The sequence below is a fragment of the Corynebacterium sp. HMSC062E11 genome (assembly GCF_001811845.1).
Lineage (GTDB): Bacteria > Actinomycetota > Actinomycetes > Mycobacteriales > Mycobacteriaceae > Corynebacterium > Corynebacterium hesseae.
Genome location: NZ_KV806774.1, coordinates 128,529 through 143,266 on the forward strand (window position 1 = coordinate 128,529; position 14,738 = coordinate 143,266).

General features: G+C 56.9%; 10 protein-coding genes. 3 read left to right on the forward strand and 7 right to left on the reverse strand.

The window, feature by feature from the left end:
* Window positions 1-131: 131 nt before the first annotated feature.
* On the forward strand, window positions 132-2,894 hold the full coding sequence (locus HMPREF2822_RS00595) for an AAA family ATPase (RefSeq protein ID WP_070519677.1): 2,763 nt from the start codon (window positions 132-134) through the stop codon (window positions 2,892-2,894).
* Between the two features lie 307 nt (window positions 2,895-3,201).
* On the opposite strand, the gene HMPREF2822_RS00600 is transcribed toward HMPREF2822_RS00595, so the two are convergent.
* Window positions 3,202-5,466 carry a DEAD/DEAH box helicase gene (locus HMPREF2822_RS00600; protein WP_070519679.1) on the reverse strand — a complete coding sequence of 755 codons (2,265 nt, stop codon included), beginning with the start codon at window positions 5,464-5,466 and terminating at the stop codon, window positions 3,202-3,204.
* Between the two features lie 364 nt (window positions 5,467-5,830).
* On the opposite strand from HMPREF2822_RS00600, the gene HMPREF2822_RS13260 reads away from it, so the two are divergent.
* Window positions 5,831-5,983 carry a hypothetical protein gene (locus tag HMPREF2822_RS13260; RefSeq protein WP_158014564.1) on the forward strand — a complete coding sequence of 51 codons (153 nt, stop codon included), beginning with the start codon at window positions 5,831-5,833 and terminating at the stop codon, window positions 5,981-5,983.
* A gap of 324 nt (window positions 5,984-6,307) precedes the next feature.
* Here HMPREF2822_RS13260 and HMPREF2822_RS00605 read toward each other — a convergent pair whose 3' ends face one another.
* The 6 genes from HMPREF2822_RS00605 to HMPREF2822_RS00630 form a co-directional block, all read right to left on the reverse strand.
* Window positions 6,308-7,006 (reverse strand): hypothetical protein, encoded by a 699-nt coding sequence (locus HMPREF2822_RS00605; RefSeq protein WP_070519681.1) that lies wholly within the window; start codon window positions 7,004-7,006, stop codon window positions 6,308-6,310.
* Between the two features lie 155 nt (window positions 7,007-7,161).
* On the reverse strand, window positions 7,162-8,307 hold the full coding sequence (locus HMPREF2822_RS00610; RefSeq protein WP_070519684.1) for a DUF3322 domain-containing protein: 1,146 nt from the start codon (window positions 8,305-8,307) through the stop codon (window positions 7,162-7,164).
* Window positions 8,294-11,686: an ATP-binding protein gene (locus HMPREF2822_RS00615; RefSeq protein ID WP_070519686.1), complete on the reverse strand. Its 3,393-nt coding sequence runs from the start codon at window positions 11,684-11,686 to the stop codon at window positions 8,294-8,296. The genes HMPREF2822_RS00610 and HMPREF2822_RS00615 overlap by 14 nt, the downstream gene beginning before the upstream one ends.
* A complete protein-coding gene (locus HMPREF2822_RS00620; RefSeq protein WP_070519688.1) occupies window positions 11,679-12,359 on the reverse strand; it encodes a DUF4194 domain-containing protein in 681 nt (226 codons plus the stop codon). Before HMPREF2822_RS00620 ends, HMPREF2822_RS00615 begins: the two co-directional genes overlap by 8 nt.
* Window positions 12,356-13,828, reverse strand: coding sequence for a DUF3375 domain-containing protein (locus HMPREF2822_RS00625; protein ID WP_070519690.1), 1,473 nt, complete (start codon window positions 13,826-13,828; stop codon window positions 12,356-12,358). Before HMPREF2822_RS00625 ends, HMPREF2822_RS00620 begins: the two co-directional genes overlap by 4 nt.
* Before the next feature lie 137 nt (window positions 13,829-13,965).
* On the reverse strand, window positions 13,966-14,199 hold the full coding sequence (locus tag HMPREF2822_RS00630) for a hypothetical protein (protein WP_070519692.1): 234 nt from the start codon (window positions 14,197-14,199) through the stop codon (window positions 13,966-13,968).
* 234 nt (window positions 14,200-14,433) lie between these two features.
* On the opposite strand from HMPREF2822_RS00630, the gene HMPREF2822_RS00635 reads away from it, so the two are divergent.
* Window positions 14,434-14,718 (forward strand): helix-turn-helix domain-containing protein, encoded by a 285-nt coding sequence (locus HMPREF2822_RS00635; protein ID WP_232755526.1) that lies wholly within the window; start codon window positions 14,434-14,436, stop codon window positions 14,716-14,718.
* Window positions 14,719-14,738 lie beyond the last annotated feature (20 nt).

Sequence of the window (14,738 nt, forward strand, 5' to 3'; positions counted from 1 at the left end):
TACCACGACAATTGGACCTCACTCTTGTAAAGTAGCACTATCGATCAGTTTGGGAGAGGTCGCCTCGAAGAAGCTGTCAATCGCCCTTGGCAGCAGATCGAGCACTGGGTTGATTACGAGGAGCGCTTTAATTGTCGCAGACGGACTTTTCAAACGAGATTGCCAATTGGGCAGAAGATAATCTATCTGAGCAGTGGCAACATGACTTACTTGCAGATGTGGCGGGCGGTGTCGCTCTATCGTCTGAATATGTCTGCGGAATTGCCAACAAAGCAGTAGAAGCGGCCTATGAGGAAGAAGACTGTTGGTTTCAGCCAATACATGTAACGGAGACCGGAGGAAAGCGAAACTTTTCGGCCGATGATTTCGGAATTCGGAAGTCTTCTGAGCGGCCTATAAGGCTGTTAAAGGTGTTGCATCAAACGGGTGTAAATCGTTTGCAAAACGACCAAGCTATCGAATTCGATCCGGCTGGTATGACTGTAATCTTCGGTAAGAATGGATCGGGCAAGTCGGGGTATGCACGCATTCTGAAAAAGTTTGCTGCAAGTAGAGGTGATAATCGAATTTTACCAAATGCACTAACAGCTGCCACAACGATTCCTCAGGCCTCGATTTGCTTTCTCGAGGGGAGCGAAGAAAAACAAGCCGAATGGACTGGGAATGAGAAGTTTGTTGACAGTAGTTTTCAGCGTGTAAGAGTTTATGACTCGTTGTCAGCGCACAGTCTTCTAGCCGATGAACTGACAATTGCTTATTCTCCCACGCAAATCAAAGTACTATCGCGTTTTGCTGAAGCTCTGGGTGAAGTTAAGACGGAGATTGACGGCCGCCTAAGTAGGCTTGAGCTAGCGGAGAAACAGGTTGGTGGACATGAGACTGAAAAGTTCGAAGAGTTCTTAAACGACCTCAAGTCGCTGGATCCTAAGTCGGCAAAAGATGCTATCGAGGGCATTCAAGAGTTCTCTAAAAGCCAAGCTGAAGAGCTTGCAAGTTTGGAGGAGCGGTTTGCCAGGCTTAAGCTCGACTCGAAAGAAGTCTTACTGAAGCGAATTGAAGGAAGAAAAGCCGTGGTGCGGTCAGAACGGACCAAGGCAGCAACAATTAGAGATGTCCTTCAAAGCTTTACGCCGAATGAAGCTGCAAAAACTCGGAAAGAACTTGAACGAGCAAAGAACACGGTGAGGGAAGTACAAGGTGCCTTAGGCCAGGCTGATAGACTTCAAATTTGCGCTACTAATAGTTGGCCTCACCTCTGGGAATCCGTTGGGAACTTCTTTGCTACACTCCCAGCTTCGCACGAGCGATACGCTTCAGAAGTCTCGCAATGGAAGGCATGCCCAGTCTGTCACCAGGACCTGGATTTGGCTGCAAAGGATAGACTTTTGGCGTTCGAACAATTTGCTCAAGGAGAAGCGAATCAGCGCTTAAAGAATGCAGAGGCGACCCTCGAAGCGGCGACAACATCTCTTAATAGGATTAGGGAATATTTTGACCTGGAGATTCCCGAACGATCCAAATCTCTCGTAGATGGCCTCGAGGTTTCTGGTGACCTGGGTACTGCTATAAACTACACGTTTATAGATTTCTATTCGAGTGCAAAGCGACTACTCGTAGCGGTTGATAGGGAACTCGTCGAAATTAGCGCTGAGAGTACTAGCTATGAAGAAGCCCTTTCTTCAGGGGAACTCGCAGTAAACGATGCGAACATCGTTGTGGAGAAATTCAAAGACCTAGATGATCTCTTCGACTTAGCTGAAAGGGAGCTTAATCGTGAAGCGCGAGAGCTTCACGCATTGGATGCGAAGGGAAATGAGCAGGAAAGTTTGGGCGAGCGAATTGCTGCACTTGAGTTCTGCCGTGAAGCATTCAATCATAGACAGGCTCTTAAAGAGTCGCATGACACGCAGCTGCGAAAAGCGGCATATGTAGCGGCTTCCAAGAAATGCAGTGGTCGAAGTGCAACGAACTTAGTGAAAAAGTTGTCTAACGACTTTATCGGAGAAATATCCAGTCGTTTTTCTATTGAGCTGGCTGACTTGGGCTTTGACCCGTCGATCCCCGTCAAGCTGGAGTTGGCGAAAACTTCTAAGGGAGTCAGCTACATTAAGCCTCAATATAATTCCCAGAAATCGAATGTGATGGGGGAGATTTTGAGCGAAGGGGAGCAGCGCATAGTTTCGATGGCAGGATTCTTTGCGGATCTGACTGGTTCTAAGGATTCATCGTGCCTGATTTTTGATGATCCGGTTACAAGCCTTGACCATCGTTTTCGTGAAAAAGTCGCGCGTCGATTAATAAGAGAGTCAGCGATAAGGCAAGTTGTCATCTTTTCACATGACTTTGCGTTTGTTCAGTTGTTGGAACAGATGCTGTGGGAGGAGAACTTATCGCGCTCTGTTGACGGGCAGTCTCGCCTTCCAGAGATTTCGGAAGTCGAAATATATAGAAGGGCTGATGGTGCGGGTAGTTTGTCCCCGGTTGATTGGAGGCGGCGCAATCTTAAGAAGCAAATCGGGGCTTTGAAGAACGAAATGCAGAGGCTTGAGGTTTTAGAACGAAAGCAGCCGGATGAATATCCTGCAGCTGGAGAGTCCTTTCTAGGCGCTGTACGTGAGACCTGGGAGAGAGTGGTTGAAGAGACTCTATTAAACTCTGCTGTTGTCAGAATGGACCCGGCAGTGCACACACGAAACCTTCGGCCTCTTACCGATATCGGTGAGGATGACTTGGATGCCATAGAGCTTGGCATGACGATTGAATCGAGAGTTATGCGTGGGCATAGCAAAGCTGGCGAAATCGCTGCTCAAGACTTTCCTAATTCCTCGATCCTGAGGGAGGAATTAGATAGGCTAGTAAATCTTCATACTTCAGTCCAAAAGAGGCGTCAATAGGAAATTTCAATTGAGCCGATTGGATTCTTTGGTAGTGGCTTGGAACTCGGTTCTAAGTTTCAAAGGGATCCTCTTTCATAATTACGCCCAATTTCGCTCAGCCGTGGCAGTTCTTCAGTGCGACATTGGTTTTCTCCATGCTTGCTCGGCTAGTGCACAAGAGGTGGTCAGTGCAGGATGTATCATTTTTCGACGTCAACGTGGTCCATGAAATACCGTGAATGCGACTTTTCAAGGACTTCAGAGAGGGCGCTGAAATGTGCAGAGCCCTAATATCTGGTTGCAATCGAACACGAAAGAGACAGCTCTAGCCGTTGTTTCGCGTGAATCCCTGCTTGGCAATGGTGGAGCTTCTCTTTCTGAAGGCTGCGGCAAGGGCAGGGACGTTGGCATCGAGAAAGTCGTGCACGGTGGCAGAGATGTTCTCTTTGTCATCGGTATCGCGAGTGACTCGGCCAACCTGCTGAATGACCACGCCCCGGAAGCTTACTGGTGCTGCCAGCACAAGAGTGTCCAGTGCAGGAAGATCAATGCCTTCGCCGGCCACCTGAGACATGGCTAAAAGGACGAAATGCGGTGTTGTGGCCAGCTGCTCACGGACTGCTTGCCTCTCGCTTGCCTTCTGTCCTCCGTGCAGCTGAAGGACGGGGAAGGGGGCGTCGGCAAGCAGGGCGTTGAGGGCGGCGAGGTGTTCGCGTCGTTTCACCAGGACGAGGACAGTGTGCTCGTCTTGTGCTGCTTGTGTGATGACATCGGCGATGAGGCGGTTGCGGTCCTCATCCGCCGCTAGAGCGGTGTCGAGGTCGGGCCAGAACAGGTAAGGGGAGTCGTATGTGAACTCGGTGTTATGGACTACATAATCGCGGCGTCCGGGGCGTTCGAGCTTGACGGTATGGCGGATAGGGCCGCAAATGAGGGGAAGCAGCTTATCGAGGCCGTCGGAACGGTAGGGTGTCGCGGTCATTCCGAGCATGAAACGAACGTTGAGGTGAGCTAGAACGTTGGTTAATCCGGCGGCACCGATTCGGTGGCACTCGTCAACGATGATGTGGCCATAGCTGGAGAGAAAATCAGTCTTGGAATCGCTACGGCTGATGGATTGGGCAGTGACAATGTCTATCTCTCCACTGAGCTTTTTCTTGGTACCCGAGTATTGCCCAACCTGAACTTCCGGGAGGAACAGCTTGAGGGCCTGGCGCCATTGGGTAGCAAGCTCCCTGGATGGAACAATCACCGCAGTGGGAACTTGACGCTGGGCGATGATTGCACACGCCATGACAGTCTTTCCAGTGCCGGGAGGGGCAATGAGCATTCCAGACTTGTGCTTGAGCATCTGTTTGACGGCGGAATGCTGGTAGGGGCGTAGTTTGCCGGCAAATGACGCATCGATGCGCCGGGGCTTGGGCGTATGACCACGACGTGTGACGGTATATCCTGCAGTCTTCAGGATGTCGAGGACGTCATCGAGCGTGCCGCGGTCGAGTGTGAGGACTTGGTCCTTTTCATCAAAACGTACGATGAGCCGTGGAGTACCGAAAGTGGAGAAACGCTGGGCCTGCTTTATATAAAACTGCGGGTTGGCAATAGCGCCTAGGTGCCGCAGGGCTGTACGAGTGGTGGCGTCGACACCTGATAAATCGACGTGGACGTGTGAATCGTGCGTGACGTGGACTTTTCCGGAGACCTTGAGCTTCTTTAGCTCTTCGCGAGTGGGGGCCTGGGGAAGGGACGTCTCGGGATCGGGTTGAAGCGCAGCGTAGATTCTCTTGAGCTCGGAAAGCGATGACTTCTTCGTTCTTGCTAAAGCCTCGAATTGGTCTGGCAAAGGATGAAAATTACTGTCGACGAAGACCGTTGTGCCTTCGGATCGATGGTGGCCTGCTAATGGGAGGGCAATAAGGTTGCCGAAACCGCGGCCTTTCGCCGGCAGCGTGTCTTGGGATGGAAAGAATCGGTCGAAACTGGAGAAGTAGGAATCCGGGCTAGCCTTGGCAAGAAGCCCGATGCCCACGGAACGAGCGAGGCTGGCGGGAATAGGTTCGCCGAAAAACACCCAGACGTGAGCTCCGTTCCCAGAACGCGATACTTCAATGAGCGGATCGAGGCCCTGGTTCCTGCATTCCTTCGCGTAGGCGCGGGCAGCTTGCTTGAAGTCGTCATCATCAAAATCGCAGACCAACAACCGGCAACTGTCATCTGTGCACAGTGGGTAAAGCTCGACGTGGAAGCGGTTGTCCCGGCGCAAATGTCTTTCGATCACTTTCGGCGTCAGGGGGTTTAGATCGGGATTTCTTCGGTCATAATAGCCATTGCTAGCCGGGTACCAGGCCTTCTTTTCCGCCGTATTTTTGGCCACTGCGTAGACATCTGTCCTCCCCGTGAAGTAATCCATGAAGAGCGCAATCTTCTCTTCCGGTGAGCGTCTTTCAGAGTGAACGTTCGCCGGCGGCGGTGTGTCTGCAGCACTAGGGCGCGAAGGAGCATGACCTAAGGCGTGCAGTAGTTGGGCTACCTGGGACTCCAATTCGCTCACGCGGGATTCAAGTGCTTGGAGGCGTTCCTGTTCAGTCATGGTGCGTGTTCCTTGTGCGTCGGAACTAGTTTATCGGATGGTGTGCGGATAAGAGCCTTGTCGGCTTGGTGTTGTATTGCTTAGAATAAGCGCACGACGAGCCGGCTACCGGAACGTTGTCGCCTGGAGCCGCGAAGGTCCTCCAGAGCTTTTTCTAGAGGGCAACTGGAGGCGCATTGATAGGCTGCGGCGCTTCAACAAACAAGCCTTGATTCTGACAGGTGTGTCGGACATGCGCAGCATGTGGAGCATTGAGATGGCCTCTAGTCACTCGCACACAACTCGGTTGTCCTTGAGGAGAGTCTCACTGATAGGTGAAAGACGTTTCAAGTGTAAGTGTCATGCTGGGAAAGGAGGGATTAAATTGACAAACTCGACCGTTTCAAAACCTGACCACATCAACACTTTTGTAACTCAGGCCCAAGGTATGGATGAGGAAGACCGTCGCCGCTACGTCGAGTACTTAGGGCAGGAGATTGCCAATTGGTCCGCGGCCCTTAACCGCCGTCTAGCTTGACCATTTATCCCGACGAAGGGGGAGTCTTAATCGTCGAGGAATTGGCTTGTGGGTTCTCTGCAAATCCGTGCCACCAATCACTTTAAAGCAAACGTAAACCGGTCTGTGATTGTTAAATAACGCCGTTTACCAACCGTGAGACTCCCGACAAGTCATTGGAGTCTGATGAAATTCCGGTTCGCGTTGAGTATCGAAGGCGGTGCCGGGGAGATGACATTGTGCCTCTTGACTGAATAGGGTTAAATGAGGCATACTTTGAGACAGGAGCAGCCCTACATTATGTACAGCTGCTCGACCCTCACCGAGGCTACTGGCAGGTGGGGGTCATTTAGTTTTTCTTGGAGCTTGCGCGGGTTTACGCTTCGGCAGCACCGTTAAGATTTGGCAATGTTCTGCCAAATATTTGTTGAACCATACTGTGCTCTGTCCGCCGTGAGTTAGCGTTCGTCGATACATATAGGCCACAAGGTCTGGTATCCAAAGGCACCTTTCGTCGGCTGGGCTAACCCATGCGGCGGGAATTCCTTGTGGAAGGACGTTTAACCTTCGTAAACGCTTTAGCGTGTTTCTATCTTTGTCGTTATCAGATTGGGAATACCGTTCCTCGAAAATGATTCCGTTGAGCGAAAGGTCTTGCTCGGTGATAGTGGTGATCAGCTTCTCGAGGCAGTCTTGGCGAGCGTGCTCAACATCGTGGTCCTGCTGAAGCGGGCGAAGACAAGAGACAGAATGGGAGTCTCCGAATTCATGGCAAAGCTTGAGCATTGCCTCAACCCTTTCTTGACCTTCGGCGGTTTGCATTGATTCAGTCGTATGCCAATAGGAGGACTGCGCGACTTCTTTCAGATAGTCCCGGGTGTCGGCAAGGTGCTTGAACTTAATGGCGGTTGCGACCAGTGCGTAAAAGGAATCGGAAAATTCCTCACCGGGGGCTACGTAGCTCTCGTCGATAAAAATAATCGTGTCTTCGGGAGAAGCTTGTTGGAAGATACGAGATAGAGAAGGGCGGAGGCGGTCGGGCAAAAGCTATACCTCAATTCACGATAGATAAAGTGTTCGATATTGAAGCTAGTATACCGATTGCATAGGACACCTTTTTAAGCATGAGATGCGCTGAGGGGGCAGACTTCATGCGGGTTACAGGCCGTTGGTCGCATGGTTGTTCGTTCGGGCCCCTCTTAGGTCTCTCTCATTGGACAGAACTCTCGTTGAACTTGGGTACTCGCATACGCAAATGGAATCCGCTCCTGCTCAATGCGCAGCCGGCCCGCGGTGAAGAGGAGTCGGTAGGCGCGTTGCTCTTCGGTGGTGAGGTGGGGGAGGGTGGCGGAGCCGTCGCCGGGGTCGGGGACGGCGAGGTGCTGGAATTCGGTGACGGTGGCGGGGTCCATGAGAAGTGATGTGGTGTGGGGGAAGTGGGCACGCACGGCGTTGAGGATGGCAAAGCCGGCGGCATCGAGGTCGCCCCAGTAGGTGATGTCGGCTCGCTGTAGCCAGCCCAGTGCCTGGAGTTGGTGGGCGGCGGTGCCGGAGCCGAGGATGGCGATGGTGGTTGGGGAGGCGTCGGCAAGCGTGGGAAGTGCTAGGAAGGTTTGTTTGTTCTCCACGATGAGCACCCGGGGTGGGGTGTCTGGGAAGAGGGTTGCGGCGTCGGCGAGGGGGATTTCGATATCGGAGAGTGCCGGGGCGTGGTTGAGGTAGCGCAGGCGCAGGCGGGCATCACTGCGGCGCAGGCCCAAGTCCGTGATGCCGAAGGGGGCAAGGAGTGTCAACAGCAGGCGGCGGTGGGTGCCTATCCATTTACCATCCACGCCTTCCACCGGCACGGCGCGCTCCCACTCGCCGGAGTGGGGGTTGGCGCGCAGCCAGGTCAAACACGGTCCAAGGCAGCGTAGATCGTAGGCGCTTAAATCTTTCCATTGGTTGTAGGAGCGGTGGACGGTATGTGCGAACTCCGGGGAGTCCGGAAAGATGGCGGCGATGTCCTGGGCGCGCTGGAGGGCCCGGTTGTAGTCGGACATCAGGCCCGCGGCGGCAGCGATGCACGCGGCGCCGGTGAGTACTACGCGTGTGGGAACGTCGTTGGTGCCCAGGCCCGCGCGGGACCAATTCCGGGATTCATAGATGACCTCCTCCTGGTGCGGCCAGCGCTGCCAGGCGCGGATGAAGTCCCTCGTGGCCTTGATATCGCGGGCGGCGGCCGTAGCTGTTGGCGGGTGCAGCGGCCAGTCCAGGTTGAGCGCAGCGGGCTCGGCGAGTGCTTCGGCGAAGTGGTTGCGCAGGTACTTGGCGGCATGCCCCTGCAGGTCTTTAGGATTCCGCATCGTTGGGATCCTCGGGGGCGGGTTGTTGGGAGCCGTGGGTGGTGGAGGCGTCGATAAGCTGGTAGCCCGTGCGTGCCTGTGGGCGGCCGTCGATGGTGGGCTCGTCGTAGCTGACCACGATGGTGCCGTCCACATAGGGCGAGAGGGTCTGGATGAGCTTGAAGGGCGTGGCCAGAATCATGTGGAATCCAAAGGACGCGAAGACGGACATAGCGGTGCGGGTGAAAGTGGGATCCGCGCGGTCAAAGGCCTCATCCAAGATGATGGACCCATAGGTGGGCACGTCCTGGTCCGGCTCCGCGAGGCGGAAGCGCAGGGCTGCGGCCAAGCAGAAGAAGACGAGCTTCTGCGCCTGGCCGCCGGAGAGCGAGGCGGAGTCCTGATAGGTGTTGGCCGTCGTGCCATCGGGGTAGCACTCGCGGCCGACGAAGCTGACGTGCCGGCGAGTATCCAAAACCACGTTACGCCAGCGGATATCTTCCGGCTGGCTGGAGCCGAGGCGGCTTAAGATCTTGTCCAAGGCGTGGTAGCGCGCAATGGCTGCCGCTGGATCATCCTCGGTGACTTCCGCCAGGCTGTGGGAGGTGGCGGCATCGAGATCCCGCTGGAATTCTTGGACCACCTGGCCGCGGGCGTCCTTGACGTCGATGCGCAGGGTGCGTTCACCGTTGAAGGGTGAGCGCTCCAAGGACTTGTTGATGTAGTCCATGCGCATCTCAATATCGCTGCGGGCGCGGCGCAGATCCGTGGCCAGGTGGGAGAGGTTGCGCACCGTCTGGCCGTTGAGCAGCTCGAGGAAGCGGGCGCGGAAATCAGCCAGGCGGTCCGCCCGGAGGAACTTGAGCTTCTCGATGCCCTCGCCGGCGAAGCTAGCCTGTGGCTCCAAGTCGGCGGCCTCTGCCGGCCACTCGGACAGGTAAGCGTGCAGAACGGAGACAATCTTGTCGTTGGCCTCCTCGATGCGGCGCGCTGCCGTGCGGGAGGTTGCTTGCAAACTGGCCTGGACCTCATCGCGGCGGGCATCGATGTCATCGATAGTGAGACTGCGCTTGCCTTTGTGCAGGGCTTGAATGACTGCCGTCTCAATGTCTTTATCCGCAATGTCCGGCACGGGGCCGATGCCGCGGCGGCGAGTGGCGGAGCGCTCGAGCTCGCCTTCGACGTTGCCCAGGTGCTTCTGCGCCTCGTTGAGTCTGGTGCGGGCGGCATCGAGCTTCTGCTTGGCCTGGGCGTGCGCGGCGGCCAGCGCCTGGGCCTCCGGGGAAGAGGCCAGCGAGTCATACTGCTCCTGCAGATCCTGCTTGCGGGCCTCGGCGGAGGCGGTGTCGATGTCCTGGAATGAGGTATCTAGCACTTGCTGGGCCTTATCGCGCTGGGAGCGCAGGATGTCCATCTTCCGGTTAAGGTCCTGGACCTGCTTGGCCGTAGCGCGGGCGGTGGCCTTGGCTTCGGTGAGCTGGGAGCGCAGCAGCTCAATCTTGGCGGTGTTGGTGGAGCCCACCCGGTACCAAGCGGTGCCGTTAAAGCGCGTGCGGTCATCCTTAATGAAGCGCGTTGAGCCGTCCTTGTCCTTGGGGCGGCTTTCCAAGCCATCGCGGGTAATGGCCGGGGTCAAGGTGGCCTTCTCCAATTCCGCTACGGAGTCCACGCATTCGTAGTTGAAGCGGCGCGAAATGTGGTGGCGTACCCAGCCCGCCATGGCGTGGTCTTGGAACTCGAGTTTGTGGATGAGCTGCCGCGGGCTGCGCGCCGCTGCCGGCGCTGGGGCAAACTCCGGGATTGTGCGGTACTCCAAGCGCGTGCCCACGTTGCGGGAATTGACCCACTGGTTGATGGCCTCCCGCGCGGCTTCGGGCACGAGCAGGGTGGCGGCGAAATTGTGCAGCAGCTTCTGGATCACCGGCTCCCACTCGCTCTGGTGCGGGCTGATATCGATAAGCTCGCCGGCGAAGGGGAGCTCGGACTCGGCATAGCCGGTATCGCGGGCCAGTTGCGAGCGCAGCTCCACCAAGGTCTTATCGATGTTGGTTCTCCGCGAGCTGAAAGAGCGCAGCTCGCTGTCCAGCGTGGAGCAGGCGGTGGCGGCGTCGCGGGCGGCCACGCCCGCCTCCTGTTGGTGGTTGATGAGGTCCTCGAAATCGGCCTCGAAGTCCGCGATGCGGATCTTCGCGTTGGCCTGTAGTTGGGCGAAGCCATGCGGGCTGAGCTCGTAGTGATCAGTCCACTGTCCAGCCGCTGCACTGAGGCGCTGGAACTCCTTCGTGCGGTGCTCAATCTCCTTTTCGGCGGTTTCTATCTTGGCCCTTAGGGCATCGAGCTCACCCGAACTGAGCTGGGAGACGGCCACTGCGGCGAGGCGCTCTGCGTCATCGAGGTGAGCTACATCGGCCTCAAGCGATGCGGCCTCCGATTGGGCTTCAGCCAATTGCGCTGAAAGGGCCCGAATGCGAACGTCCAGTTCTTCTGCCACCAAGCGGGCGCGTACAGCTGGCAGCGCCTCAGCCATGGCCTCTGCTTTTGCTTTGTCAGCCTCCGCGCCTGTGCGCTGGGAATGCAGCTGGGGCAGGGGAGCGAGCGTATCAATCTGGGCCTTAACGTCCTCGACCCTTAAGTAGGCTTGGCGCAGATCCTCAAATTGCTCGACGGCCTCATCCGCCTTCTCAAAGGTAGCCGGACGGTCCAGCATGTAGTCCCTAAAGAGCTGGTCCAGGCTGGAGAGGGACTTCGCGGATTGCGTGCGGTGGAGAAGCAGCTGGCCCTCCACATTCTTGATCCCTAAGCGTTTGCGGAAGCGGTCTGCGAACGTGGTGTAGGTCGGCGTGAAAGACGCGCCGGGGCCTTTGTACATTGCCTTAATCTTGCGGGTGTCCAGGCTGCGGGTGAGCAAAGGGCTGAGCTTGTCGATGTCCTCGTCGCCCGGCACCAGCCCATACAACCTCTTGATCTGGCCTACTGAGTTCTCACCGCCGTTCAGGCGGAAGATAGCGATGAGGGTGTGCTGCTTGCCCGCGCCGTTATCGTAGGTCAGCGCCACGACCGAGTTGGTGGCGCCCTCCCGCAAGTACTCGGGGGCGATCTCACCGGTCTGCGTGTTCTCCCGCTGCCGCCACGCGCCGCGCACATAGGAGACGAGGTTGCGCCCGTTGTGCCGCCCGAGGTCCTGTTGCGACGCCGCGTTGAATTTCACGTGACTTTGCGGAACTAGCACTGCAGACATGGCATCGAGCAACGTGGACTTGCCGGAACCCGAGCCGCCTGTAATGAGGAAACCCTTGCGAGCTACCGGGATGGAGAAGTAGCCGTGGAAAGTGCCCCAGTTAATCAGCTGGATGCGGCTGATGCGGAATTGGCCGGGGTAGTAGGTGGTGTTCTTAGTCATCGGAGGCATCCTCCTGCTCTTGGAGCTGCTCCGGTTCCTGCTCATCCTGGTCCTCCGTCTGTGCCAGGCGGGCGTATTCGTCCCGGATGGCGGAGACCGTGGAGGCGTCGAAAAGCTGGCGCAGTACCGGGGAAACCTCAAAGCGGCCCTCGGTTTCAGTGGCGCTGATGAGGGAATAGTCATTCTGTATGCGTTTCATTGCCGCGTTGAAGCGTTTGGTGAAGCCGGCCTCGTCGCGGTTATCCACCGCACGGACATAGCCGATGCTTTCCCGGAGATCCTCCACGTCCACGATGACGCGCTCGCCGGGCAGGGTGAGGCCCAGCTCCTGGCGCAGGTTCAACAAGATGGCGGTGTCGATGTGCTTGAGCTTGTCCGTGCGCAGCACCTGCGGGATGCTCAAGCTGTCTTCCTCCACCATGCGGGTGAATGCGAAGCCTTCCGTCTCATCCACGACGAGCTCCAGGAACACCTCGTGCAACCGGGCGCGTAGATTCTCTTCGTCGGAGATGATCGCCGCCCACAGTACCGGTTCCTTCTGCGCGCGAATGAGCGGGCCCTGCAGCAGCTGCACCAGCGCGCGCCGTGAATGGTAGGTCAGCGTTCCTTTATCGTGTTCCCACAGCGGCGGCTCGTGCGCGGCATCGACGCGGGGGCTGTTGGCGGCGGTCACTGTAGCTCCTTAACGGTGGTGTGATCGAAATACATGGTGGGGATCTGGGCGCAACGCACGGTACCGTCTTCCTCGGTCCACATGACTGTCTCGTGTTCTTCTTTCAGCGAGGGCAACGGGTGGGAATCCGCGATATGTACCAAACCCACTACGCTGGCCAGACCTTGCGTCGGGGGATAGGCCTGCAGCACCTGGCCAATAGTGCAGGGGCCGGACTTGGCGACGGCCCCGCGTACCGCCTCGTGCAATTCCTCAAAGTCGATTTCTGATTCGCGGACCAGCTCATAGAGCGCCTGCGGGTCTTCCGTGCCGGGCTGGTAGGCCACTGGCGCCTCCTCCACGACCTCCCGCCCGGGATTGGCCAGGCGGATGCGGGAGACCGAATGAATCGACATGCCGATGCGCTGCAGCGGTGTGTCCATCCGGTGAAAGGCCTTCAGTTCGGAGTTCTGCGCGGCATCAATGGCCATGCCGCGGGCCTCGCGCAGCAGTTCAATCATGCGCCGGTCCTCCGCGAATTGCTCGGAGGAGACGTAGTTGCGCAAACTGCGCGCCAGCCCGGTCATGGTCTGGTTGACCTCGAAGCTGGTTTCCTCCATATCGCGGAAGAGGCTGCGCAGCCGCTGCCTCCTGTCCGGGGCGAGCTGCTGCCCGGGCTCGCTTTCCAGAACCTCCTTGATCCATTGGTCCAACCAGGCGCTGCGCTCTCTATCCATCAGGAGGGAATAGAAGCCGCGGAAGCTGCGCCCGGCCTCCGATTCCGCAATGTGGTCCACGCCGTTGAAGATTTCCTCCAGCACCTCGCCGCGGTAGCCCTCCGGATCTAAGAGCTGTCGGCGAAGCTGGTGGTTGAGGGCCTCGAGCTCATGGCGAACCCGGGCGAAATCGCTCGGCACGGCCATGGCCATGTTCAGTACGTCTTGGACGCGCTCCTCCGTCTCCGCGGCGGTGAGGCTTTCAAACTGCCCGAGGTGTGCCTTCTCAATCTCGCGGTCAATGCGGTCACGTTCTGCTTCCAAGCTGGCCACGCGGCTAGCGATGTCCTCGTTGGTATCCCGCGCCAGCCTTTGCAGCGCCGAGCTGATCGACTCCACCCGTGAGGCGGTCACCGCGGTCACCGGTGCTTCCCAGCGCTCGATGGCTTCGAGTGCTGAGAGCGCATCTTCACTGGGCTCGAGCGTTTCGCCGTGGGAGCTCTTGCCGGACTTTCTGATTAACCAGCCGGCCTTGACCCAGTCATTGCAGTAGTTCTGTGGCGTGCGGGGCATGGAAAACTCGCTGGCCAAAACCTCGAAATCGGTGACCATGAGCTCGTATACCTCTGCTGCTGGGCGCGCCCGGGTGCCGCGTGGGAAGTACTCCGCAATCAACGCCAGAATCACGGGCGCGTTATCCGCAGCCAGGAGCCGGATTGCGGCGGAATCGCGCATCAAGCGCCGGAGGGAGAGGGCGCGTGCTTCAACAGACATGTCTTGATTCTGACAGGTGTACCGGACATGCGCAGTGGAGTCGGGCTCAGATTTTCGAAGCCCTCTGCCTGGTGCATGTCCTACAGAGAATAAGTTGAAATAATTACGCCCATGGAGGCGGGACCAGAAGCGAAGCTTTAGGCTGCATCCACCTGGTCGTCTTGTACCTCGACGCGGCCCATGAAATACCGTGAATGCGACTTTTTCAAAGATTCCAGGGAAGGCGCTGAAATATGGGCGATCTCGATATCAGGATCGTCGATCGCTGCTTCGCGGCGGAGGCGTTCCTTGAGCGCTTGAGTCGAGTCCGAGAATTGTTTGATGAAAGACTCGCCTGAGCGACGTTTGTAAATGATTATAAATTCAGACACTGTGTTGCTCCGATTTATCTGGCTGTCCGACGAGAATTTCAGTTGTGCTCAGCCCCTAATCTAGTAGCAATCAGTCAAGCATGGGGCCGCTCTAACCGTTGTCGGGAGTGAGTCCCTGCTTTGCATCGGTATCGCGAGTGACTTGGCCAACCTGTTGAATGACAACGCCTTGGAAGCTGACTGGGGTGGCTAGCGCAAGAGCGCTCAGTCGCGTTGTCGAGTAATGTTCAGCGATTGATTTCCCAGGTCTTGATGTCCGTTGCGCAACGAGGAGAAGTCACAATCTCTCGCATTCCTGAGGAGCTCACCAGTACGGTAGCCGCCGAGTTGCTAGGCGTTTCGCGCCCAACGCTCATGAAATGGGCAAAAGAAGGAAAAATTGCGACCCACAAGCGTGGAACGCATTCGAGGTTCAAGCGTGAAGACGTACTGCAAATGAGGCACCAGCGTGCTAAAGAACGTGTTATGGCGTTCCAGGAATGGCGTGCATTCGAAGAGGAGAATGCGCATTTGTTTTGAGGGGAGTCGTCGCCAAGCGC

Coding starts and splice junctions, on each gene's coding strand:
- HMPREF2822_RS00625 (WP_070519690.1), bottom strand. CDS start 13,828: ATGTCTGTTGAAGCACGCGCCCTCTCCCTCCGGCGCTTGATGCGCGAT.
- HMPREF2822_RS00615 (WP_070519686.1), bottom strand. CDS start 11,686: ATGACTAAGAACACCACCTACTACCCCGGCCAATTCCGCATCAGCCGC.
- HMPREF2822_RS00610 (WP_070519684.1), bottom strand. CDS start 8,307: ATGCGGAATCCTAAAGACCTGCAGGGGCATGCCGCCAAGTACCTGCGC.
- HMPREF2822_RS00600 (WP_070519679.1), bottom strand. CDS start 5,466: ATGACTGAACAGGAACGCCTCCAAGCACTTGAATCCCGCGTGAGCGAA.